The following is a 21,409-nucleotide window of genomic DNA, read 5'->3' as shown; positions in this document are numbered from 1 at the left end:
GGGCGGCGACAATCGCGCCCATGTTCACCGGCATCATCACCGGCCTCGGCCGCATCACCCGTGTCGAAGCACTCGGCACCGGCGCCTCGCATGGCCGCCGCCTCACCATCGCCACCCCGCCGGGCTGGCTCGAAGGCGTGCAACTCGGCGACAGCATCGCGCTCAACGGCGCCTGCATGACGGTCACAGCGTTCGATCAGGCCGCCGGCTGGTTCACGGTCGACATCTCGGCCGAGAGTCTGGCGCGCACCGCCGGCCTCGACGCCGAGGGTGCCGTGAATCTGGAGCAGGCCCTGCGCGCGAACGATCGCCTCGGCGGCCACCTCGTCTCGGGGCACGTCGACGGCATCGGCACGGTCAGCCATTTCGCACCCGTCGGCGAATCATGGGAGCTGCGCATCGCCGCGCCACGCGAGATCGGCCGCTTTCTCGCCTACAAGGGCTCGATCACGATCAATGGCGTGAGCCTCACGGTCAACCGCGTGTCCGACGCACCCGACCACACCGAAGTCAGCATCAACCTGATCCCCCACACGCTGGAGCACACCACGCTCGGCCAGTTGGCGGCAGGCTCCAGGGTCAATCTGGAGATCGACCTGATCGCGCGCTACGTCGAGCGCATGCTGGCCACTGGCGCCCTGGCCAAGCCCTGAAGCCCGTCGGCCCACGCCCGCAACCTACAATTGCGGGCTTATGCCGATTGCACCCGTACCCGAGCTGATCGCCGAGCTGGCCGCCGGCCGCATGGTCATCCTCGTCGATGAGGAGGACCGCGAGAACGAGGGCGACCTCGTGCTGGCCGCCGATCACGTCACGCCCGAGGCGATCAACTTCATGGCCAAGCATGGCCGTGGCCTGATCTGTCTGACGCTCACGCGCGAACGCTGCGAGCGACTGCGGCTGCCGCCGATGGCCGCGCGCAACGGCACCCAGCACGGCACTGCCTTCACGGTTTCGATCGAAGCCGCGACCGGCGTGACCACCGGCATCTCGGCCGCCGACCGGGCGCGCACCGTGCAGGCCGCCGTGGCCCGCGACGCCCAGCCGTCCGACCTCGTGCAGCCGGGCCACATCTTCCCGCTGCAGGCGCAAGACGGCGGGGTGCTGATGCGCGCCGGGCATACCGAGGCCGGCTGCGACCTCGCCCAGATGGCCGGCCTGACGCCGGCCGCGGTGATCTGCGAGATCATGAACGACGACGGCACCATGGCCCGCCTGCCGGACCTGGAAGCCTTCGCCGAGACGCACGGCCTCAAGATCGGCACCATCGCCGACCTCATCGGCTACCGCAGCCGCAACGAAAGCCTGGTCGAGCGCGTCGGGCAGCGCACGCTGTCCACGCCGCAGGGCGCCTTCGAAGCCACCGCCTACCGCGACCGCTCCGGCGGCGTGCACCTGGCGCTCGCCACCGGGCGCTGGGACGCGACGGACGAGGTGCTCGTGCGCGTTCACGAGCCGCTGTCGGTGCTCGACCTGCTCGACGTCGGCGAATGCCATCACTCGTGGCCGCTGGCCAAGGCGCTCGCGGCGCTGCGCGAGTCGCAGCGCGGCGTCGCGGTGCTGCTCAACTGCGGCGAGGCCGGCGACGCCCTGCTCCACGGCCTGGCCGCGCCGCACGGCGCGCCGCGCACCGCCCAGATGGACCTGCGCACCTACGGCGTCGGCGCGCAGATCCTGCGCGATCAGGGCGTCACCCGCATGAAGCTGCTCGGCAGCCCGCGCCGCATGCCCAGCATGACGGGCTACGGCCTCGAGGTCACCGGCTTCGTGTCGGCCGCCTGAAGCGGCCTTTCTCACCCAAGGAGCTGCGATGCAAGGCGCCGACACCGGCACGTCCACCCACTCGCTCGACGGCGAAGGCCTGCACATCGGCATCGTGCAGGCGCGCTTCAACGCCAAGCTGACCGATGCGCTCGCCGCCGCTTGCAAGGCCGAGCTGGCGCGCCTGGGCGTGGCGGACAAGCACATCGAGCTGGTCACCGTGCCCGGCGCGCTCGAAGTGCCGCTGGCGCTGCAGGCCATGGCGCAGCGCGACGAGTTCGACGCGCTGGTCGCCCTGGGCTGCATCATCCGCGGCGAGACCTATCACTTCGAGCTCGTGGCCAACGAGAGCGGCGCCGGCGTGACGCGCGTATCGCTCGACCACGAGATCCCGATTGCCAACGCCATCCTCACGGTCGAGAACGAGGCCCAGGCCTGGGCCCGCGCCGAGGACAAGGGCCGCGACGCCGCGCGCGTCGCGGTCGAAATGGCGAACCTGCTGGAAGACCTGACGTGACCGACGCCCCTGCTTCCCCGGCCCCCAAGAAGCCCGCCGGCAAGCGCCCTGCACCGCAGAAGTCGGCGCGCCGACGCTCGCGCGAACTCGCGCTGCAAGGCCTGTACGAATGGCTGGTCGGCGGCGCCGAGGCCGGCGTGATCGACGCCCACATGCGCGAGCAAGACGAGTTCCGCCTCGCCGACAGCGCCCACTTCGACGCGCTGCTGCACGGCTGCATCCGCGAAGCCGCCGCGCTCGACGCGGTGCTCGCGCGCCACGTCGACCGCAAGACCACCGAGCTGTCGCCGGTCGAGCACGGCGTGCTGCTGATCGGCGCCTACGAGCTGGCGCACTGCATCGACATCCCCTACCGCGTCGCGATCAACGAGGCGGTCGAACTCGCCAAGTCCTTCGGCGGCACCGACGGCCACAAGTACGTCAACGGCGTGCTCGACAAGGCCGCCGCGGTGCTGCGCCCGAGCGAAGTGCAGGCGCGCCGATGAAGACCGCGCAGCGGCTCGAGCACATCGAGCCGTTCTACGTGATGGAGTGTGCCAAGGCCGCGATGCGCATCGCGGCGAGCCCGGCCTGCGATCCGGCGCTTGGCGGCGAGCCGATGATCTACCTCAACATCGGCGAGCCGGACTTCACCGCCGCGCCCGCGGTGCTCGAAGCGGCGCAGCGCTGCCTCGCGGCCGGCCGCACGCAGTACACGCCGGCGGCCGGCCTGCCGGCGCTGCGCAAGGCCATCTCCGGCTGGTACGCGCAGCGCTTCGGCCTGGACATCGATCCGGAACGCATCGTCGTGACCGCCGGCGCCTCGGCGGCACTGCAGCTCGCCTGCCTGGCGCTGTTCGAGCGCGGCGACGAGGTGCTGATGCCCGACCCGAGCTATCCGTGCAACCGTCACTTCGTTGCCGCGGCCGACGCGACGCCGGTGCTGCTGGACTGCGGGCCCGGGCAGCGCTTCCAGCCCACGGCCGATGCGGTCACCAACGCCTGGCGCGACGCAACGCGCGGCGTGCTGCTCGCCTCGCCGTCCAACCCGACCGGCACCTCGATCGCGCGCGACGAGATGCGCCGCATCACACAAGCCGTGCGGCAGCGCGGCGGCGTCACGATCGTCGACGAGATCTACCTCGGCCTGAGCTACGACGAGGCCTTCGGCCACAGTGCGCTCGAGCACGGCGACGACGTCATCTCGATCAACAGCTTCTCCAAGTATTTCTGCATGACCGGCTGGCGCCTGGGCTGGCTGGTGCTGCCGCGCGAACTGGTCGCGCCGGTCGAGAAGCTCGCGCAGAACCTCTTCATCTGCGCCTCCACGCCGGCTCAGCATGCCGCGCTGGCCTGCTTCGAGCCCGAGTCGATCGCGGAATTCGAGCGCCGCCGCGCGGCGTTTCGCGCGCGGCGCGACGCCATCGTGCCGGCGCTGGCCGAGCTCGGCCTGCCGGTGCCGGTGATGCCCGACGGTGCGTTCTACGCCTGGGCCGACTGCTCGCGCCACCTCAAGCCCGGCCAGACCAGCTGGGAACTCGCGTTCGAGCTGATGGACTCGGCCCATGTCGCGCTCACGCCGGGCCGCGATTTCGGCCATGCCGATACGGGCCGCTTCCTTCGCCTGAGCTTCGCCAACAGCCTCGAGACACTCGAGACCGGCGTCGCGCGCATGCGACGCGCGCTCGGCGCACGCTGAGCGCACGCGCATCACCCCGGTATTCGGTTACGAACCGCTGCAATCGCAGCAGGGTGACTCGCAAGGCAGCGCCCGCCAGACCTTAAGCTCGCGGGATGTCCGAAATGACGAGCTCGCCGAACGGCACGTCGGCAGTCCATCGGCTGTCGCGCTTGCGAAGCGCGCTGCGCAACCGCCTGCTGCGCCGCCGCGGCCCGAGCGACAGCGCGCTCAGCACGATAGGCCTCACGCAGGCCGCCAGCACCGTCAGCGACACGGTCGCGCTCGACGACGCGCCGGGCGCCGAGCGCCTGGGCCGCTACACGCTGCGCGGGCGCATCGGCGAAGGCGGCATTGGCAGCGTGTATGCGGCCGACGACCCGCTGCTGTCGCGCCGCGTCGCGATCAAGACGCTGAACCTGCGCGACCCGTCGGCCGGCGAGGCGCCGTCGTCGATGACCTCGCGCGACGCGCTGCACCAGCTGTTCCTCAACGAGGCGCGCGCCGCGGCGCGGCTGTCGCACCCGAACATCGTGACCGTCTTCGACGCCGGCATCCGGCCCGAAGGCGCCTACATCGCGATGGAGCTGCTGCACGGCAAGGACCTGCGCCAGCGCCTCGCCGAAGGCTGGCGGCCCACGCCGGGCGAAGCGGCGCTGATCGTGCGCCGCGTCGCCGATGCGCTGGCCTATGCGCACAGCAAGCGCGTGATCCACCGCGACATCAAGCCAGCCAACATCTTCATGGTCGGGCGCACGACGCCCAAGGTGCTCGACTTCGGCATTGCCCGCATCGTGCGCGCGCGCCGCGACGGCGCACGCCAGCAGCAAGACAGCCAGGCCGGCTCGCCGCACTACATGGCGCCCGAGCAGATCGAAGGCGCCGAGACCGACGCGCGCACCGACGTGTTCGCGCTCGGCGCCGTGCTGTGGGAGCTCTTGACCGGCCGCAAGGCCTTTCCCGGCAAGTCGCTCGAGGAGATCGGCCAGGCCGTGCTGGCCACGCCGCCGCGCCCGGCCCACGAGGTGGTCTCGTCCGTGCCCTCGGCGCTGGCGGCCATCGCCAACCAGGCGCTCGCGCGCGACCCGGCGTCCCGGCATGCTTCGGCCCGCGCGCTGGCGCGCGAGCTGCGCGAATGGCTGCGCGAGCACCCCGAGTCGCTGGCCGTCGGCGACGATGATCCGGCGCCGCGCCGCCTGCAGCGCGTGGTGCTGGCGGGCGTGGCGAGTCTGGGCCTGCTGATCGCGGCGGTCGGCGCGTGGCAGATGCTGTCGCCGCACGACGAGGCGTTCGCGCCCCAGGCAAGCGCCGCGGCGGTAGCGCGCACACCTGCCGCCCCGGCCGTTGCCGCGCCAGTGCCAACGCCTGAGCCGCCGCCTGGGACGGCGCCGCAGGCCGCCCCGGAACCGGCGGCTCCAGCGGTGGCCGCCGCGGTCGCGGCGCCGCCGGCCGCGGCCGAGCGCGGCGTCGTGCAGATCGCCGTCGCGCCCTGGGCCGAGGTGGTGGTCAACGGCAAGCCGCATGGCATCGCGCCGCCGCTCACGCGGCTGGAGCTGCCCGCCGGTCGCTACGAGATCATGCTGCGCAACAGCGGCTTCGCCCCTCATCGCGTCGTCGTCGAAGTCGGCGGCGACGAACCCGTGCTCGTGAAGCACCGCTTCGGTTCATGATGCCCATCATCACCCTGCCCTCGCCGCTTGGCCGGCTCGCCCTGTCCGTTGCCCTGCTGGCGCTCGTGAGCGCCTGCGCGCCGATGCCGCCCCAGGGCGCCGCGCCGGCCGCCGCGGCGCCTGCGCCAGCGCCGCTGGCCTGCCCCGCGCCGCAAGCGGCCACGCCGGCTTGTCCGACCCCCGAGCCGGTGAGCGTCGTCGAACTCTCGTCGCGGCCGGCCGAGCGGGCACTGATCGGCGGCCTGCGCGCCTACGACGACGCCCAGTACCGCGTCGCCGAGCAGCGATTGGCCGAGGCACTCAAGCTCGGCCTCGCCGCGCCCGCCGACCGCGCCGCGGCCCACAAGACCCTGGCCTTCGTCTACTGCACGAGCCGTCGCCTCAAGCAATGCGAGGCGGCCTTCCGTGCCGCGCGCGAGGCCGATCCGCAGTTCGCGCTCAACAAGGCCGAGGCCGGTCACCCGCTCTGGGGACCGGTCTACAAGAAGGTCGTCGCCGGGCCTTGACCCCACGCGGGCCTGCCGCGGCGGCGTCCGTGGCAGGCCTTATGCTTTCGCCCGCTGCCGGCGCGCGATGCGCCGATGGGCCCCTTCGAACCTCACCGTGACCGTTTCCAACTCGTCGTCAGAGAACTTTCGCTTCGCGCTGCGCGTCTACTGGGAGGACACCGACGCCGGGGGCGTCGTGTTCTACGCCAACTACCTCAAGTTCTTCGAGCGCGCGCGCACCGAGTGGCTGCGCGCGCTCGGTTTCTCGCAGGAGCCGATGCGCAGCGTCGAACGTGCGATGTTCGTCGTCAGCGAGACCGCGGTGCGTTACCTGCAGCCGGCGCGCCTGGACGACTGGCTCGAGATCACCGTGCGCCTGGTCGAGCAGGGCCGCGCCAGCCTGGCGGTCGCGCAGCAGGCCTGGCGCGCCGGCCCCGGCACGGCGCCCCAGCTGCTGGCCGAGGGCACGATCCGCATCGGCTGCGTCGACGTGCAGACCTTCAAGCCGCGCCGCATCCCGGCCGGCATCCTCGAGCGCCTCGGCGCCTGATCCGAATCCCACCTGACTCGCGACATGAACACCCAGGACCTCTCGATCATCAACCTCATCCTGCACGCGAGCTTCGTGGTGCAGATCGTCATCGCGATCCTGCTGGTGATGTCGCTGGCGAGCTGGACGGTGATCTTCGGCAAGCTGTTCGGCCTCAAGCGCGTGCGCGCGCTCAACGACGGCTTCGAGCGCGAGTTCTGGTCCGGCCAGACCCTGCAGGCGCTGTACGACGACGCCGTCAAGCGCGCCGACCGCGACGGGCCGATGAGCCGCATCTTCGCCTCGGGCATGCGCGAGTTCTTCAAGCTGCGCGAGCGCCGCGTCACCGACGGCGCCGCCTTGCTCGACGGCGCGCGCCGCGCGATGCGCGCGAGCTTCCAGCGCGAGCTCGACGTCGTCGAGTCCAAGCTTTCGTTCCTGGGCTCGGTCGGCTCGGTGTCGCCCTACATCGGCCTGTTCGGCACGATCTGGGGGATCATGCACGCCTTCACCGGCCTGGCGAACCTGCAGCAGGTGACGCTGGCGACGGTGGCGCCGGGCATCGCCGAGGCCCTGGTGGCCACCGCGATCGGCCTGTTCGCGGCCATCCCGGCGGTGCTGGCCTACAACCGCTTCGCGCGCGACATCGACCGCATCGCGATCCAGCTCGAAACCTTCATCGAGGAGTTCAGCAACATTCTGCAGCGCAACGCCGGACAGCCGGCGGGGCACTGAGCGCGAAGGAGCTCCCATGGCCGCCCTGACCGCCCGCCACGGCACGCGCCGCCGCTCGATGAACGAGATCAACATGGTCCCGTTCATCGACGTGATGCTGGTGCTGCTCATCATCTTCATGGTCAGCGCGCCGCTGATCACCACCGGCGTGGTCGACCTGCCCAGCGTCGGCGCCGCCAGGCGCCAGCCCGATCACGTGATCGAGATCCAGGTTGCCGCCGACGGCCAGCTCAAGCTGCGGGTCGACGGCAGCGACGCGCAACGCGTGCCGCTGAAGGAGGTGGCCGCGCGCGTGAAGGCCGTGCAGGGCAACAGCGCCAACACGCCGGTCGTGATCGCCGGCGACAAGGCGGTCAAGTACGAGAGCATCGTTCAGGTGATGGACACGCTGCAAAAGGCGGGCGTGCAGCGCGTGGGCCTGTCGGTCAAGGCAGGCAGTGCGAACTGAGGTCATGAAGCTCGACCAACTCCGCGTGGACCGGGACGCCGACCAGCTGCGTCCGCGCAAGGCCGATGCGCTGTCGAAAGGTGGCATCTTCGCAATCGTCGCGCACGCCGGCCTGATCGTCGCGCTGGCGCTGGGCGTGAGCTGGCGCAGCAGCGAGCCCGAGGGCGTCGAGGCCGAGCTGTGGTCGGCGGTGCCGCAGATCGCCGCGGCGCCGGCCACGCCGCCGCCGGAACCGCCCAAGCCGGAGCCCGTCAAGCCCGTGCCCGAGCCGCCGGTGGTCAAGCCACCGCCGGCGCCCGAGCGCGCCGAGGCCGACATCGCGCGCGAGAAGCAAAAGCGCGAGCAGAAGGAGCGCGAGCAGCGCGAGGCCGACGAGAAACAGAAGAAGCTCGAGGCGCAGAAGAAGACCGAGGAGCAGCAAAAGCGCGACGAGGCCGAGCGCAAGAAGAAGGAAGAAGCCGAGCAGCGCAAGAAGCAGGAGGCGCTGGCCGCCAAGGCGCGCCAGGACCAGCTCGCGCGCGTGATGGGCCAAGCCGGCGCGACCGGTGCCGAGAACAGCACCGGCACGGCGATGCAGAGCTCGGGTCCGTCGGCCAGCTATGCGGGCCGCATCAAGGCGCGCGTGAAGCCCAACGTCACCTTCACGGACGAAGTGGCGGGCAATCCGCTGGCCAGCGTCGAGGTGCGCTGCGCGCCCGACGGCACGATCGTCGGCCGGCGCCTGGTCAGGTCGAGCGGCGTGCCGGCCTGGGACGACGCGGTGCTGCGTGCGATCGACAAGACCGAGGTGCTGCCGCGCGATGTCGACGGCCGCGTGCCCTCGCCGATGGTGCTGGACTTCCGCCCCAGGGACTTCTGAGCCCCCACGCTCACTGCGTTCGCTGCCCCCCGAGGGGGCCCCGGTCCGCTTGGGAGCGGCCCTGCGCTGACCGGAGTGCGCCGTCTAAGCCCGGCCGTGCATGGCGCGGGGCCACCACCACGCATCGGCCGACCAGCGCCCCGGCCCCCACAGCACCAGCGCCGCGAGCAGGCTGCCCCAGAACACGTGCTGCTGCAGCGCCGCCGGCGCGATCTCCGCCAGGCTCAGCACGGCGACGACGTTGACGATCGACAGCCCGAACGCGGCGAAGCGGCCGAAGAGGCCGAGCACCAGCAGCACCGGCAACACGAGCTCGCCGCCGGTGCCCATCAGCGCCGCTACTTCGGGCGGCAGCAGCGGCACGTGGTACTCGTCCTGGAACAGTGCAATCGTGATGTCCCAGTCGCGCAGCTTGGTCAGGCCCGACGCGAAGAAGGCCTGTGCGACGTAGAGCCGCGCGGCAAGCTGGGCCGGCGGCTGCAAGGCCTCGAGCCAGCCGCGCAGGCGCGTGCCCCAGTCGAGCATGGCGGCCATCGGTTGAGTCGTCGTGTTCATGTCGTGCTCCGTCGTGAGCTCAGGGTTTCGGCTTGCCAGAGCCAGCCCGCGCCGAGGGCGCGTGCGAGCCAGGCGGCCAGGTCGAAATTGGCGCCCGCGGCGGCTTGCGCCTCGTCGAGCGAGTCGCCTTGCTGCAAGGCGTCCATCCAGGCCCAGTTCGGCGCGTCGATGCGTTCGACCACCGCGCGCCAGCCGCGGCGTGCGACGACCACCGCATCCGACTCGCCCAGCGCGAGCGCCACGCGCGCGGCCTCGAAGGCCGCACCATCGGCATGGACCGCATGCGCGGCATGGATGCGCGCGATCGGCCAGCGCGAGGCCAGGACGTGGACATGCGGCTGCAACCGCAGCCGCAGGCGATCGGGCGCGTGCTCGGCCAGTAGCGCGAGCGTGGCGGGCTGCGTCTCGACGTCGGCCGCGGCCTCGGCCTGCGAGATCGCGGCTTCGAGCCGCGCCACGTCGCCGAGGTAGGGCCACTCGGCCAGGTTCGGCTGCGCGTCGATGAACGCGGCCAGGCCGTCGCCCCAGCAGGCCAGGTCGCCGCGCACCGGCGGCTCGGCACGCCAGAGCGACTTCGCCAGCGCGGCCAGCGTCTCGTCGCCGACGAGCGCTGCGAGGCAGGGATGGCGCGCGGCGATCGCACGCTCGGCGAGGGCCGCCGCATTCGCGCGGTAGGCCGCCAGGCCGCGGCGGCGGCGTTCGCCTTGCTGCGCGCAGCCCAGCACCTCATCCGGCGGTGCACCGAACAGCTCGGCGATCAAGGCCTGCTGGCGCAGCGCTTCCATCATGCTGCGATCTCCATCGCGCTCGCCGCCTCGCAGCGCAACGCATGCGCCCGCTCGGCTTCGTCGAGCAGCACCGCCAGCGGCGGCACGTCGGTGTCCCACTCGACGAGCGTCGGCACGGTCGGGCCGCAGTGCGCCAGCGCATGGCGGTACACCTGCCACACCGGCGCGTGCACGCGGCTGCCGTGGTCGTCGATCACCAGCGTGCCGGTGTCGTGGTAGCCGGCGAGATGGACCTCGCCGACGCAGTGCGCGGGCAGCGCGTCGATCCACGCGCACGCGGCTGCGATGGGCTCGCGCGCATCGCAGCCGTCGCGCTGCGCATTGATCGCGTTCACGACGAGGTTGTTGACGTCGAGCAGCACGCCGCAGCCGGTGCGCCGCGCCAGCTCGGCAAAGAACGCCGCCTCGGGCCAGGCGTCGTCGTCGAAGGACAGATAGGCCGAGAGGTTCTCGACCAGGATGGGCCGGCGCAGCCGCTCCTGCACGCGCTGCAGGTTGGCACAGAAGATCTCCAGCGACTCGTCCGTGAAGGCAACCGGCAGCAGGTCGGCCGCATGCACCAGGCCGGCGCCGGCCAGCGGCGCGCGCGCAAACGCGGCGTGGTCCGAGATGCGCACCGGCTCGATGCGATCGGCCAGCCGCGCCAGGCGCTCGAGATGCCACTCGTCGATCCCCGCCGCCGAGCACAGCGCGAGACCCACGCCGTGCAGGCTGATCGCGTGGCGCTCGCGCATGCCCTGCAGCACGGCGAGCGCCGCGCCGCCGTCGGCGAAGAAGTTCTCGCTGTGCACCTCGAGAAAGCCGAGCGCCGGCGGCGCTTCGGCGATCTCGCGGTAATGGGGCTGGCGCAGGCCGATGCCCAGGTGTTCGCGCAAGGCGTTCATGGCGTGACGGGCCTGCACCGCCGGCCTCACTTCTTGCCCATCGCCTCGACCTTCTTCTTGGCCTCGTCGGCCGACAGGCCGCCCATGGTCTTGCAGCTGCCCTTGGCGACGTACTTCCAGTCAGCCGGCGACATGTCGTCCTTGGTCTGGCCGGCGCACGAGTGCGTGCCGCTGTAGCTCGCGCAGTCGTTCTGGCCGGCCTTGGCGATGCCGTAGCACTTCTCTTTGCCGCTGTCTTGGGCATGCGCCTGCGTCACCACGCCGAGCGACAGCACGGCGGCGAGAGCGGAGGCGGTGATGAGGGGACGGTGGGACATGTCTGGCTCCTGAATCGTTGATGGGCACCGCGGTGCCGGTGCACCGCGGCATCGCCGCGTGGCCCGCAAGGCAAGCGGTGCACGCGCCGATGCCGGTGTGTCGGGACCAGCGCGCGGTCCTTACACTCGCGCATCGAAGATTCCTGCCGATGAGTCCCGCCACCGCTTCGCTCGATGCCTTCCGGCCGCGGCTGCTGCGCTACGCGCGCATGCAGCTGCGCAACGACGCCTGGGCCGAGGACGCGGTCTCGGAGACGCTGCTGGCCGCGCTGGAGAAGCCCGAGGCCTTTGCCGGACGCGCGCAGCCGCTGACCTGGCTGATCGGCATCCTCAAGCACAAGATCGTCGACCAGCTGCGCCGCCAGACGCGCGAGACGCGCCTGGCCTGCGACACCGACGAGGACGGCAGCGAGGCCCTCGAGAACGCGCTGTTCGACGCCACCGGCCACTTCGCCGAGCTGCCGGCCGACTGGGGCAATCCCGAAGCCAGCCTCGGCGAGCGCCAGTTCGTCGTGGTGCTCGACGCCTGCGTCGAGAAGCTGCCCAACCAGCTCGGCCGCGTGTTCCTGATGCGCGAGTGGCTGGAACTCGAGACCGACGAGATCTGTAAGGAGCTGGGCATTACCTCGACCAACCTGTGGGTGATGCTGCACCGTGCGCGGCTGCGGCTGCGCGAATGCCTGCAGCTCAACTGGTTCGGCGCACGTCAATGAAGTTCTTTCGCATCAGCTGCCAGGAATCGGCCCGCCTGATCACGGCGAGGCTCGATCGCGAGCTGCCGCTGGGCACGCGGCTGGTGCTGCGCCTGCATCTGGCGGCGTGCGACGCCTGCCCGCGCTTCGCGCGCCAGATCGAGCTGATGGACCGCGCGATGGACCGCTGGCGCGGCTACGTGGAGCGTCCTGCGGACGATTGAGCCGGCCGGCCACGGCCGCGCCGGCGCCTTCTTCGTCGGCCGGACCACGTTCAGGGGACTCAAGCTGCGCGCGTATCGGCCGATGATTCCCGCATGAGCGACCTGTCCACGCCTGCACCCGCCGAGCTCGCCGCCGGTGACGCCTGGGCGTGGCCCACACCGCCGTTCGCCGCCTATGCGCCGGATCGCCCGGCCGCCGGCCCGCAAGCCTGCCAGTTCGAGGGCGTCAACGGCCATTGCGCCCAGGGCCAGCTGATCCAGTTCGAGCCGTTGCAGGGATTCGCCAACGTGCAGCTGCCGAAGGCGCGCACGACCGTGACCCTGCGCTTCGGCCAGTTCCGCACGCTCACCCTCACCGACCCGGTGGCGCCGCGCAGCGCGGCGGCCCCCGACCCGCATGCCCGGCTGCTGGACCACCGTCCCTGCAGCGCGTTTCGCCTCAAGCTCATCGACGGCGGCGAGCGCCGTGGCGAAACCGTCGGCCACGTCGAGACGCCCGCGGGCCTGTTCCTGTTCCCGCCCGTGACCGATTGCGCCGCGGGCCGCGTGACGCGCCTGTTCGTGCCGCGCGAGCAGATCGCCGCGTTCGAGGTCGGCCCGCGGGTGGGCGAACTTCTTGTGGCCGCGCGCGCCACCAGCGCAGAGGCCGTCGAGCAGGCCGCGCAGGAGCAGCAGCGCCTGCGCGAGCGCAGGCTCGGCGACCTGCTGCTGGCGCGCCAAGTGGTCACGCCCGAGCAGCTCGTCACCGCGATCGAGCAGCAGGGCCGGATGCCGATGGTGCGCATCGGCGAAGCGCTGGTCGCGCTGGGCCTGGTGACGTCGGCGCAGCTCGACGAGGCGCTGGAGCAGCAGAAGGCCGACCGCAGCGTGCCGATCGGCGAGCTGCTGGTGCGCCTGGGTCGCATCTCGCGCCAGGACCTCCAGACCGCGCTGGCACGCAAGATGGGCTACCCGCTGGTCGACGTGGTGGCCTTTCCGATCGAGCCCGAGGCGCTACGCAAGCTGCCCTACAGCGTGGCCGCGCGCGCGGGAGCGCTGCCGCTGCTGCTGCGCGACGGCACCATCGTCGTCGCGCTGGAGGACCCGAGCCGGCGGCAGTCGGTGGAGCAGATCGAGTTCGCCACGCAATGCAAGGCCGTGCCCGTGCTGGCGCGCCAGCCGGAACTCGCCACGACGCTGGCCGAGGCCTATGCGCGCATCGGCGCCGAGGTCGACACCGCCGCGGCCGAGGTCCAGACCTGGGACGCCGGCAAGCTGATCGAGCACCTCGAGCGCGAAGGCGCCGAACGCGCCGACGACGAGCAGGCCATCGAGCAAAGCGACAACTCGCTGGTGCGGCTGGTCAACACGATGATCGTCGAAGCCATCCAGCAAGGCGTGAGCGACATCCACATCGAGAGCCACGCGGGGCGGCAGAAGGTCAAGATCCGCTTTCGCAAGGACGGCCAGTTGCGGCCCTACCTGGAGCTGCCGCACACCTACCGTGCCGCGCTGATCGGTCGACTGAAGATCATGTGCGACCTCGACATCTCCGAGCGCCGCAAGCCGCAGGACGGCAAGATCAACTTCGCCAAGTTCTCGGCCGCGCATCGCGTCGAACTGCGCGTCGCCACGATCCCCACCGCCAACGGCCTGGAAGATGTGGTGATGCGCCTGCTCACCTCGGCGCGGCCGGTGCCGCTGGACCGCCTGGGCATGAACGAGGTCAACGTCGCGCGGCTGAAGTCGGCGGTCGAGCGGCCCTACGGCCTGGTGCTGTGCGTCGGCCCGACCGGCTCGGGCAAGACCACCACGCTGCACTCGGCGCTCAGCCACATCAACGTGCCCGAGCGGAAGATCTGGACCGCCGAGGACCCGATCGAGATCACGCAGCCGGGCCTGCGCCAGGTGCAGGTCAACGCCAAGATCGACTGGACCTTCGAGAAGGCGCTGCGCGCCTTCCTGCGCGCCGACCCGGACGTGATCATGGTCGGCGAGGTGCGCGACCGCGAGACCGCGCGCACTGCGATCGAAGCCTCGCTGACCGGCCACCTGGTGCTCTCGACGCTGCACACCAACAGCGCGCCCGAGACGGTGACGCGGCTGCTCGACATGGGCATGGACCCGTTCAACTTCGCCGACGCGCTGCTGCTGGTGGTCGCGCAGCGCCTGGTGCGCAAGCTGTGCCCCTCGTGCCGCACAGAGCGACCGATGACCGAGGCCGAGGTCGACGAACTGCTCGACGACGACCTGTCGGTGCTGCCACCCGACGAGGCCGCCACCGCGCGCGAGCCGCAGCGCCTGCGCTGGCTCGCCGCGCACGGCCGCGACGGCCGGCTGCGCCGCTTCGAAAGTCCGGGCTGCCCCCACTGCAACGGCACCGGCTTCGCCGGACGCACCGGCATCCACGAGCTGATGCCGATCAGCCGCCCGCTGCGCCGACTCATCCAGACCGGCGCGCGTGCCGAGGAGCTGCAGCGCTGCGCGTTGGCCGAAGGCATGGCCACCTTGCGCCAGGACGGCATCGACAAGGTGCTGCAAGGCCTGACGACGATCGACGAGGTGCGCGCGACCAGCAACGTCTGAGCTCGCGCACGGTCCGTCGCGCCCGCCGAACGAGGCCCGCAGCCGCGGGATTCTTCGGACGCGTGGTCGGCATGCCACGATCGGCGGCCCGCGATGGACTGCATCCGTCGCTCTTTTGGCCTGATCCCTTCACAATGCGGGACGTTGCAGGCCATCGTCCGCGCCGCACGAGCGTCGTGCCCGGCATTCATCGACATGAGCAAGCGATCGCGACCCATGCCGTTGCCAGACCCCGCGGTCGCCGCGGCGGAGAACAACCTGGCAGCGCTGCTGATGCAGGAACTCGTCGGCGCCCCTGCTCCGTCCCCGTCTCCCTCGAACGAGCTGCAACCGCCGGCACCGACGTCCGAGGCCGATGCCGAGGAGGCCACCGAAAGCGAGCTCGACGGCCTGGAGGTGCAAGACAGCACCTGGGGCGAATGGGAAGCCGCGCTCGACGAGCAGGACGCGCCCTTCCCCGACGCGAGCCGACCCGCGCCGTTGCGCCGTTAACCGGACGGCAGACGGCGGACGGCCGGGCGCCGGGCCGGCCCAATCCCGGCCAGCCCCCTCGGGGCAGCGCAGCGGCAAAGCCGCAAGCGTGGGGGCGTCGTTCAGGCCGCGACGAGGAAGTCGCGGCTGATGCCGCGGCCGAGGTCGTTCACGCGGTCCAGGAACTGCGTCAGGAAGGCGTGCAGGCCGGTCGCGAGGATCTCGTCGATGCGGCCGTACTGAAGATCAGAGCGCAGCCGCCCGCAACGCCGCAAGGTCTCGTGGCTTTGCTCGTTGCCCACCGTGCCGAGGTTGGCGCACAACTCGTTCAGGCAGGCCAGCAATGAGCGCGGCATGTCCGGCCGCAGGATCAGCAGCTCGGCCACCTTCTCCGGGCGGATCACGTTGCGGTAGACCTTGCGGTAGACCTCGAAGCCGGACACCGAGCGCAGCACCGCGCTCCAGTGATAGAAGTCGACCTCGAGCTGGTCTCGCTGCTGGCCGGCACCGAAGAACTCGCTGTTGGCGGCGTGGTATTTCACGTCGAGCAGGCGCGCGGTGTTGTCGGCGCGCTCGAGGAAGGTGCCGATGCGCAGGAAGTGAAAGGCCTCGTCCTGCAGCATGGTGCCCAGCGTGACCCCGCGCGAGAGGTGCGAGCGGAACTTGACCCACTCGAAGAACTCGCCCGGATCGCGCTGGAAGGCGCCGCTGGCGAGCAGGCGCTTGAACTCCAGCCAGGTCGTGTTGGCGGTCTCCCAGACCTCGGTGGTCAGCGCGCCGCGCACCGCGCGCGCGTTCTCGCGCGCCGCGCGCAGGCAGGAATGGATCGACGAGGGATTGGACTCGTCGCTGACCATGAACTCCATCACCGCGGCCGGCGTGATCCGGTCGTGCTTGCGCTTGAAGTCGTGCGTCAGCTCGGAGATCGACAGCAGGCCGCGCCAGCCCTGCTCGGCCGCCTCGCTCGACTGCGGCAGCAGCGCGGTCTGGTAGTTCACGTCGAGCATGCGGGCGGTGTTCTCCGCGCGCTCGGTGTAGCGGGCCATCCAGAACAGGTGGTCGGCGGTGCGCGAAAGCATTTTCAGAGTCTCCCTTCAACCGCGCCCGGCCGGCCGCCGGGCCGCCCCAAGGCCGGCCGGTCCCCTCGGGGGGCAGCGAACGCAGTGAGCGTGGGGGCACTCATGCTTCGAGCACCCAGGTGTCCTTGGTGCCGCCCCCCTGGGAGGAGTTGACGACCAGAGACCCTTCCTTCAGCGCCACGCGCGTCAGCCCGCCCGGCACCATCTGCACCGTCTTGCCCGACAGCACGAAGGGCCGCAGGTCGATGTGCCTCGGCGCGACGCCCGACTCGACAAAGGTCGGGCAGGTCGACAGGCTCAGCGTCGGCTGCGCGATGTAGTTGGTCGGGTTGGCGACCAGCTGGGCGCGGAAGGCCTCGATCTCGGCCTTGCTCGCGGCCGGGCCGACCAGCATGCCGTAGCCGCCGGCGCCGTGCACCTCCTTGACGACCAGCTCGCCCAGGTGCGCCAGCACGTACTTGAGGTCCTCGTCCTCGCGGCACAGGTAGGTCGGCACGTTCTGCAGGATGGGCTTCTCGCCAAGGTAGAACTCGATCATCTTGGGCACATAGGGGTAGATCGACTTGTCGTCGGCGACCCCGGTGCCGATGCCGTTGGACAGCGTCACGTTGCCGGCGCGGTAGACGTCGAGCAGGCCGGCACAGCCCAGGGTCGAGTCCTTGCGGAAGGCCAGCGGATCGAGGAAGTCATCGTCGACGCGGCGGTAGATCACGTCGACGCGGCGCGGCCCCTGCGTCGTGCGCATGTAGACGAAGCCGTCCTTGACGAACAGGTCCGCGCCCTCGACCAGCTCCACGCCCATCTGCTGCGCGAGGAAGGCGTGCTCGAAGTAGGCCGAGTTGTACATGCCGGGCGTCAGCACCACCACGGTCGGATCGTTGACGCCCACCGGCGCGACCGCGCGCAGCGTGTCGAGCAGCAGGTCGGGGTAGTGCGCGACCGGCGCGACGCGATGCTGCGAGAACAGCTCGGGGAACAGCCGCATCAGCATCTTGCGGTTCTCGAGCATGTAGCTCACGCCGCTGGGTACGCGCAGGTTGTCCTCGAGCACGTAGTAGGTGCCGCTGCCGTCGGGCTGGCCGGCGCGCACGATGTCGATGCCGGCGATGTGCGAGTAGACGTCGAACGGCACGTCGACGTTCATCATCTCGGGCCGGAACTGCGCGTTGGCCATCACCTGCTCGGGCGGGATCACGCCGGCCTTGAGGATCTCCTGGCCGTGGTAGACGTCGTGCAGGAAGCGGTTGAGCGCAGTCACGCGCTGCTTGAGCCCGCGCTCCATCTCGCGCCACTCGGCGGCCGGGATGATGCGCGGGATCAGGTCGAAGGGGATCAGCCGCTCGGTGCCGGCGCCGTCTTCGTCCTTGGCGCCGTAGACGGCGAAGGTGATGCCCACGCGGCGGAAGATCACCTCCGCCTCCTCGCGCCGGCTCTTCATCAGCTCGCGCGGCTGCTTGGCGAGCCAGCGGTCGTACGACGCGTAGTGCTCGCGCACCCGCGCGCTGCTGGCGTGCATCTCGTCGTAGGGATGTGACTTCGTCATGGTGCTGAACGAGGATGCCGGGGCTATGCAGGGATTGTGCCCATCGGGTGCATGGCCTGGGGCACTTCCTGAGTGCTCACACGCACCGAGAGGGTGTGCGCGCCGCCGCCGCGGATCACGCCGGCCAGCGGCGTCACGTCGGTGAAGTCGCGCCCCCAGGCCACGCGCACGTGATCGGTGCCGGCGAGCCGGTCGTTGGTGGCGTCCAGTTCGAGCCAGCGCACCGCTTCGGCGCTGCCGTCCCCGCCGCTGGCCGCCGGGCAGGCCAGGGCCACCCAGGCGTGCGAGGCGTCGGCGCCCAGCAGGCGCGGTGGCGCGCCGGCCGGCTCGGTGCGAAGGTAGCCGCTGACGTAGCGCGCCGCGAGCCCCAGCGAGCGCAGCAGCGCGATCATCAGGTGCGCCTGGTCCTGGCAGACGCCGCGGCGCTGCGCGAACACCTCCAGCACCGGCGTGCTGACGGTAGTGCTTTGCGGCACGTAGCGGATCGCCGCGTGCACCCGGTGCATCAGCTCGGTCGCCGCCTCGTGCAGGGCCCGCCCGGGCGTGAACGAGGCCAGCGCGAAGGCGCGCAGTCCGGGATCGGCCAGCGCCGCGGCGCCGACCTGCGGCGAGGCAAATCGAAACGCGGCCGCCTCGTCGTAGGCGGCGCCGGCGCGAAAGCGCCAGCGCTCGCGCGCCAGCTCCCACGGCGGCGAGGCGTCGAGCGGCGGCTGCGGTCGCACCTCGACGCGGCTGGTCGCGCGCACCAGCAGGTGGTCGTGCGCGTAGGCCATCGAGAACACCGCGCGATGGTTGCCGAAGCCGTCGACGTCGCTGGCGTGGTGGCTGGGCGGCGGGTCCACGCTCATCTCGAAGCCGAGCAGACGCTGGCAGCACGCGTCCTCGCGCGGACGCAAATGGGCGATGTGCTGCGACAGCTCGACCGGGCTGGCGTAGCGATAGCCGGTTTCGTGGACGACGTCGAGCAGCACGCGGTCCTCGGCCCGATCGACCTCAGGCATACAGGTGCCTTTCGTCGCCGGCCGCCAGCGCGAAGTAACGCCGCCCGATCTCGTCGGACAGCCGCGCGCCGGCCTCGGCCAGCCGGTCGCACAGCGCGACGACGCGCGCATCGTCGACGACGAAGCCGTCGGCGCCGAGATCCGTGCCCAGCTCGGCGAGCGTCGCGCCGGCGCCTTCTTGCGGCAGCAGGGCGAGCAGGCCTTCGATCGGTCCCGACGCGGCCGGCAGCTTGCGCAGCTCGGTGCGCAGCCGGCGCAGCGTGCAGGCCAGCGCGCGCGGGTTGGCCTCGTCGGCCACCAGCAGGTCGAGCAGCGCGAGCAGCTCCTGGCGGCCGTGGTGGCGCGCGCGGAAGGTGATCGTGCTGTCGAACAGCGTGAGCAGCATGTCGAAGCCCTGCGCATGCGCCAGCGCGCCGCGCGCGACGAACTCGCGCAGCGTGGTCGCCATCGCGATCAGTCGCTCGGTCAGGCGCCCGATGGTCAACAGCCGCCAGCCGTCATCGCGCGTCATGCGGTCGGTCTGCGCGCCGGTGACCGCGGCGAGCTGGCCGGCCAGGTGCTCGAGCGCGTCGAGCAGCTCGGTGGCGGCAAAGCCCGCCGAAGCCGGGAACGCGCCGGCCACGCGCGCGACATCGCGCTGGAAGTCCTCGCGCATCGCGCGCACCAGGCGGCCGTGCTCGGTCGAGAGCCGCTCGCGCAAGGCATTGGCGCTGCGCGACAGGGCCGCGAGGTTGTAGGCAATGCTGGTCGCGCCGCTGGCCGCGCCGTCGGCATCGCCCAGCGCGGCGACGACCGCGCGCTCGAACACGCGCGGCGCCTGCGCCAGCGAGGGCACGCCCGGCGGCGCCAGGCCGCTCGCCTCGGCCAGCTGCGACACCGCCTCGAGCACCGCGGGCGCGGCATCGTCGTCGTCGTCGATCAGGTCGGCAGTCGCCAGCGCGAGGCGCACCAGGTGCTCGGTGCGCTCGGTGTAGCGGCCCATCCAGAACAGGTTCTCGGCGGTGCGGCTGGCGACCGGCCAGCGGTGGCCGGCGAGCTGTTCGGGCCGCAGGCGCTGCGGCAGCATCGAGTAGGTGTCGACCGGGCCGTCGGTCATCACCCAGGTGTCGAGACTCGTGCCGCCGCGCTGCATCGAGACGAAATACGCGTCGCGCGTCGCCGTGCGGGTCAGGCCGCCGGGCAGCACCTGCCAGTCGCCGGCGCCGTCGGCGATCGCGTAGACGCGCAGCAGCGCGCTGCGCGGCCTGAGGTGCGCCTCGTCCCACACCGGCGCCTGCGAGAACGGCAGGTAGCGCTGCACCGCATAGGCCTCGGGCTGCTGCGCGATGCGCGCGGCCAGCCGCACGCGCTCTGCAGGCGATTGCGTGGCCATGATCACGGCGTCGCGCGGTCCGCCCGGATCGGCGCCGTGGAAGGCGGGCCGCACCACGGCGCCGGCGAGGTCGCCGCGCACCTGCTCCCACACCGCCGCTTCGCCGCACCACCAAGTCTCGATTGTCGGCAGCGCCAGCGGCTGGCCCTGCAGCGCCAGCGCGATCGCCGGCATGAAGCCGTGCACCGCGGGCGATTCGAGGAAGCCGGCGCCGAGCGCGTTGGCCATCACCACCTGCTGTGCGCGCAGCACCTGCAGCAGGCCCGGCACGCCGAGCGCGGAGTCGGGGCGCAGCTCGAGCGGATCGCACCAGGCGTCGTCGAGCCGGCGCAGCAGGCCGTGCACCGGCTGCAGGCCCTGCACCGTCTTCAGGTAGAGGCGCTCGCCGCGCACGCTGAGATCCGCCCCTTCGACCAGCGGCAGGCCGAGGTAGCGCGCGAGGTAGGTGTGCTCGAAGTAGGTTTCGCTGTAGGGGCCGGGTGTCCACAGCGCGAGCTGCGGCGCGCCGTCGCCGGCGGCGCGCGCGATCGGCTCGGCAAGGCTGTGCAGCGTGTCGAGCATGCGCCGGTAGGCCGATGCCAGGTGCTGGACGCGCAGTTCTCGGTAGGCCTCGGGGTACAGGCGCGAGACGATCAGCCGGTTCTCTAGCAGATAGCCGAGACCGGACGGCGCCTGGGTGCGCTGCGAGACCACGCACCATTGCCCATCGGGCCCGCGCGCGAGGTCGAAGGCGACCACGTGCAGCCGCACGCCGCCCGGCACGCCGGCGCCTTGCAGCGGCCGCAGGTAGCCGGGGTGACCGAACACCAGCGCCGGCGGCAGCAGGCCTTCGCGCAGCAGGCGCTGCTCGCCGTAGACGTCGGCGGCCATCGCGTCGAGCAGCGCCGCGCGCTGGCGCACGCCGGCCTCGATCCCGGCCCACTCGTGCGGCTCGATCAGGAACGGCAGCACGCGCAGCGGCCAGGGCCGGTCGGCGCCGGCGGCCGGGTCGCCTTCGGCATAGACGTTGTGCGTGATGCCGTTGTGGCGCACCTGCTGCGCCGCCTGCTCGGCACGGCGGTCGAGATCACCCAGGCCCTCGGCGCCCAGCAAGGCGAAAAAGCGCGCCCACGGCGCGCGCAGCTCGCATCCGCTGCGCAGTTCGTCGTAGTGGCCGGGGGTGGCCGGCAATGCGGCCGCGACCGCGGCGCGCAGGGCTTCGGCGGCCGGGTCGCGGTCGGGGTCGAGTTCGAACTGGGAATTCAGCACAAGGCC

Annotated in this window: 23 protein-coding genes; 15 read left to right on the top strand and 8 right to left on the bottom strand. The window is 71.6% G+C overall.

Translation table 11 applies throughout. The annotated features are described in order from the left end of the window. Positions 1-20 precede the first annotated feature (20 nt). The 11 genes from ACO2TI_RS22370 (at position 21) to ACO2TI_RS22320 (ending at position 8,664) form a co-directional block, all read left to right on the top strand. Positions 21-653 carry a riboflavin synthase gene (locus ACO2TI_RS22370; protein WP_423287631.1) on the top strand — a complete coding sequence of 211 codons (633 nt, stop codon included), beginning with the start codon at positions 21-23 and terminating at the stop codon, positions 651-653. A 40-nt stretch (positions 654-693) separates the two neighbouring features. Continuing rightward, complete coding sequence (gene ribBA, locus ACO2TI_RS22365) at positions 694-1,782, top strand: bifunctional 3,4-dihydroxy-2-butanone-4-phosphate synthase/GTP cyclohydrolase II (protein ID WP_423287629.1); 1,089 nt, start codon at positions 694-696, stop codon at positions 1,780-1,782. Positions 1,783-1,810: 28 nt separating this feature from the next. Next, complete coding sequence (gene ribH, locus ACO2TI_RS22360; RefSeq protein WP_423287627.1) at positions 1,811-2,278, top strand: 6,7-dimethyl-8-ribityllumazine synthase; 468 nt, start codon at positions 1,811-1,813, stop codon at positions 2,276-2,278. Next, the gene (gene nusB / locus ACO2TI_RS22355) at positions 2,275-2,763 is read left to right on the top strand and encodes a transcription antitermination factor NusB (protein ID WP_423287625.1); all 489 of its coding nucleotides are present in this window, start codon (positions 2,275-2,277) and stop codon (positions 2,761-2,763) included. Before ribH ends, nusB begins: the two co-directional genes overlap by 4 nt. Then, positions 2,760-3,956 carry a pyridoxal phosphate-dependent aminotransferase gene (locus ACO2TI_RS22350; RefSeq protein ID WP_423287623.1) on the top strand — a complete coding sequence of 399 codons (1,197 nt, stop codon included), beginning with the start codon at positions 2,760-2,762 and terminating at the stop codon, positions 3,954-3,956. The genes nusB and ACO2TI_RS22350 overlap by 4 nt, the downstream gene beginning before the upstream one ends. Before the next feature lie 104 nt (positions 3,957-4,060). Then, positions 4,061-5,605, top strand: a complete 1,545-nt coding sequence (locus tag ACO2TI_RS22345) for a serine/threonine-protein kinase (RefSeq protein ID WP_423287621.1) — start codon at positions 4,061-4,063, stop codon at positions 5,603-5,605. Continuing rightward, positions 5,605-6,111, top strand: a complete 507-nt coding sequence (locus tag ACO2TI_RS22340; protein WP_423287619.1) for a TssQ family T6SS-associated lipoprotein — start codon at positions 5,605-5,607, stop codon at positions 6,109-6,111. Before ACO2TI_RS22345 ends, ACO2TI_RS22340 begins: the two co-directional genes overlap by 1 nt. Positions 6,112-6,208: 97 nt before the next feature. Continuing rightward, positions 6,209-6,643, top strand: a complete 435-nt coding sequence (ybgC, locus tag ACO2TI_RS22335; RefSeq protein WP_423287617.1) for a tol-pal system-associated acyl-CoA thioesterase — start codon at positions 6,209-6,211, stop codon at positions 6,641-6,643. Between the two features lie 24 nt (positions 6,644-6,667). Next, positions 6,668-7,357, top strand: a complete 690-nt coding sequence (gene tolQ / locus ACO2TI_RS22330) for a protein TolQ (RefSeq protein WP_423287615.1) — start codon at positions 6,668-6,670, stop codon at positions 7,355-7,357. Positions 7,358-7,373: 16 nt separating this feature from the next. Then, entirely contained in the window at positions 7,374-7,805 is a 432-nt protein-coding gene (tolR, locus tag ACO2TI_RS22325; RefSeq protein WP_423287613.1) for a protein TolR, read from the top strand. Positions 7,806-7,809: 4 nt separating this feature from the next. Then, complete coding sequence (locus ACO2TI_RS22320) at positions 7,810-8,664, top strand: TonB C-terminal domain-containing protein (RefSeq protein WP_423287611.1); 855 nt, start codon at positions 7,810-7,812, stop codon at positions 8,662-8,664. 84 nt (positions 8,665-8,748) lie between these two features. Here ACO2TI_RS22320 and ACO2TI_RS22315 read toward each other — a convergent pair whose 3' ends face one another. The 4 genes from ACO2TI_RS22315 to ACO2TI_RS22300 are packed head-to-tail and all read right to left on the bottom strand — an operon-like array spanning position 8,749 to position 11,208. Beyond that, positions 8,749-9,219, bottom strand: coding sequence for a DoxX family protein (locus ACO2TI_RS22315; RefSeq protein ID WP_423287609.1), 471 nt, complete (start codon positions 9,217-9,219; stop codon positions 8,749-8,751). Further along, complete coding sequence (locus tag ACO2TI_RS22310) at positions 9,216-10,007, bottom strand: putative DNA-binding domain-containing protein (protein ID WP_423287607.1); 792 nt, start codon at positions 10,005-10,007, stop codon at positions 9,216-9,218. Before ACO2TI_RS22310 ends, ACO2TI_RS22315 begins: the two co-directional genes overlap by 4 nt. Next, on the bottom strand, positions 10,004-10,891 hold the full coding sequence (locus ACO2TI_RS22305; protein WP_423287605.1) for a DUF692 domain-containing protein: 888 nt from the start codon (positions 10,889-10,891) through the stop codon (positions 10,004-10,006). Before ACO2TI_RS22305 ends, ACO2TI_RS22310 begins: the two co-directional genes overlap by 4 nt. Positions 10,892-10,917: 26 nt before the next feature. Next, positions 10,918-11,208, bottom strand: coding sequence for a DUF2282 domain-containing protein (locus ACO2TI_RS22300; protein WP_423287603.1), 291 nt, complete (start codon positions 11,206-11,208; stop codon positions 10,918-10,920). Between the two features lie 149 nt (positions 11,209-11,357). On the opposite strand from ACO2TI_RS22300, the gene ACO2TI_RS22295 reads away from it, so the two are divergent. From ACO2TI_RS22295 to ACO2TI_RS22280, 4 genes are all read left to right on the top strand, one after another. Further along, positions 11,358-11,921, top strand: a complete 564-nt coding sequence (locus ACO2TI_RS22295) for a sigma-70 family RNA polymerase sigma factor (protein ID WP_423287601.1) — start codon at positions 11,358-11,360, stop codon at positions 11,919-11,921. Beyond that, on the top strand, positions 11,918-12,124 hold the full coding sequence (locus ACO2TI_RS22290) for a zf-HC2 domain-containing protein (protein ID WP_423287599.1): 207 nt from the start codon (positions 11,918-11,920) through the stop codon (positions 12,122-12,124). The genes ACO2TI_RS22295 and ACO2TI_RS22290 overlap by 4 nt, the downstream gene beginning before the upstream one ends. 93 nt (positions 12,125-12,217) lie before the next feature. Further along, a complete protein-coding gene (locus ACO2TI_RS22285; protein ID WP_423287597.1) occupies positions 12,218-14,689 on the top strand; it encodes an ATPase, T2SS/T4P/T4SS family in 2,472 nt (823 codons plus the stop codon). A gap of 216 nt (positions 14,690-14,905) precedes the next feature. Beyond that, a complete protein-coding gene (locus ACO2TI_RS22280) occupies positions 14,906-15,181 on the top strand; it encodes a hypothetical protein (RefSeq protein WP_423287595.1) in 276 nt (91 codons plus the stop codon). Positions 15,182-15,282: 101 nt separating this feature from the next. Here ACO2TI_RS22280 and ACO2TI_RS22275 read toward each other — a convergent pair whose 3' ends face one another. The 4 genes from ACO2TI_RS22275 to ACO2TI_RS22260 form a co-directional block, all read right to left on the bottom strand. After that, a complete protein-coding gene (locus ACO2TI_RS22275) occupies positions 15,283-16,239 on the bottom strand; it encodes an alpha-E domain-containing protein (protein WP_423287593.1) in 957 nt (318 codons plus the stop codon). Between the two features lie 100 nt (positions 16,240-16,339). Beyond that, complete coding sequence (locus tag ACO2TI_RS22270; RefSeq protein WP_423287591.1) at positions 16,340-17,782, bottom strand: circularly permuted type 2 ATP-grasp protein; 1,443 nt, start codon at positions 17,780-17,782, stop codon at positions 16,340-16,342. Positions 17,783-17,805: 23 nt separating this feature from the next. Beyond that, complete coding sequence (locus ACO2TI_RS22265) at positions 17,806-18,783, bottom strand: transglutaminase family protein (protein ID WP_423287589.1); 978 nt, start codon at positions 18,781-18,783, stop codon at positions 17,806-17,808. Continuing rightward, the gene (locus tag ACO2TI_RS22260; RefSeq protein WP_423287587.1) at positions 18,776-21,403 is read right to left on the bottom strand and encodes a circularly permuted type 2 ATP-grasp protein; all 2,628 of its coding nucleotides are present in this window, start codon (positions 21,401-21,403) and stop codon (positions 18,776-18,778) included. Before ACO2TI_RS22260 ends, ACO2TI_RS22265 begins: the two co-directional genes overlap by 8 nt. Between the last annotated feature and the right edge of the window lie 6 nt (positions 21,404-21,409).

It is taken from the genome of Caldimonas sp. KR1-144, from assembly GCF_049446155.1.
GTDB lineage: Bacteria > Pseudomonadota > Gammaproteobacteria > Burkholderiales > Burkholderiaceae_C > Rivibacter.
Note: the sequence above shows the minus strand (reverse complement) of the source record. Positions and strands in the feature narration are given on the sequence as shown.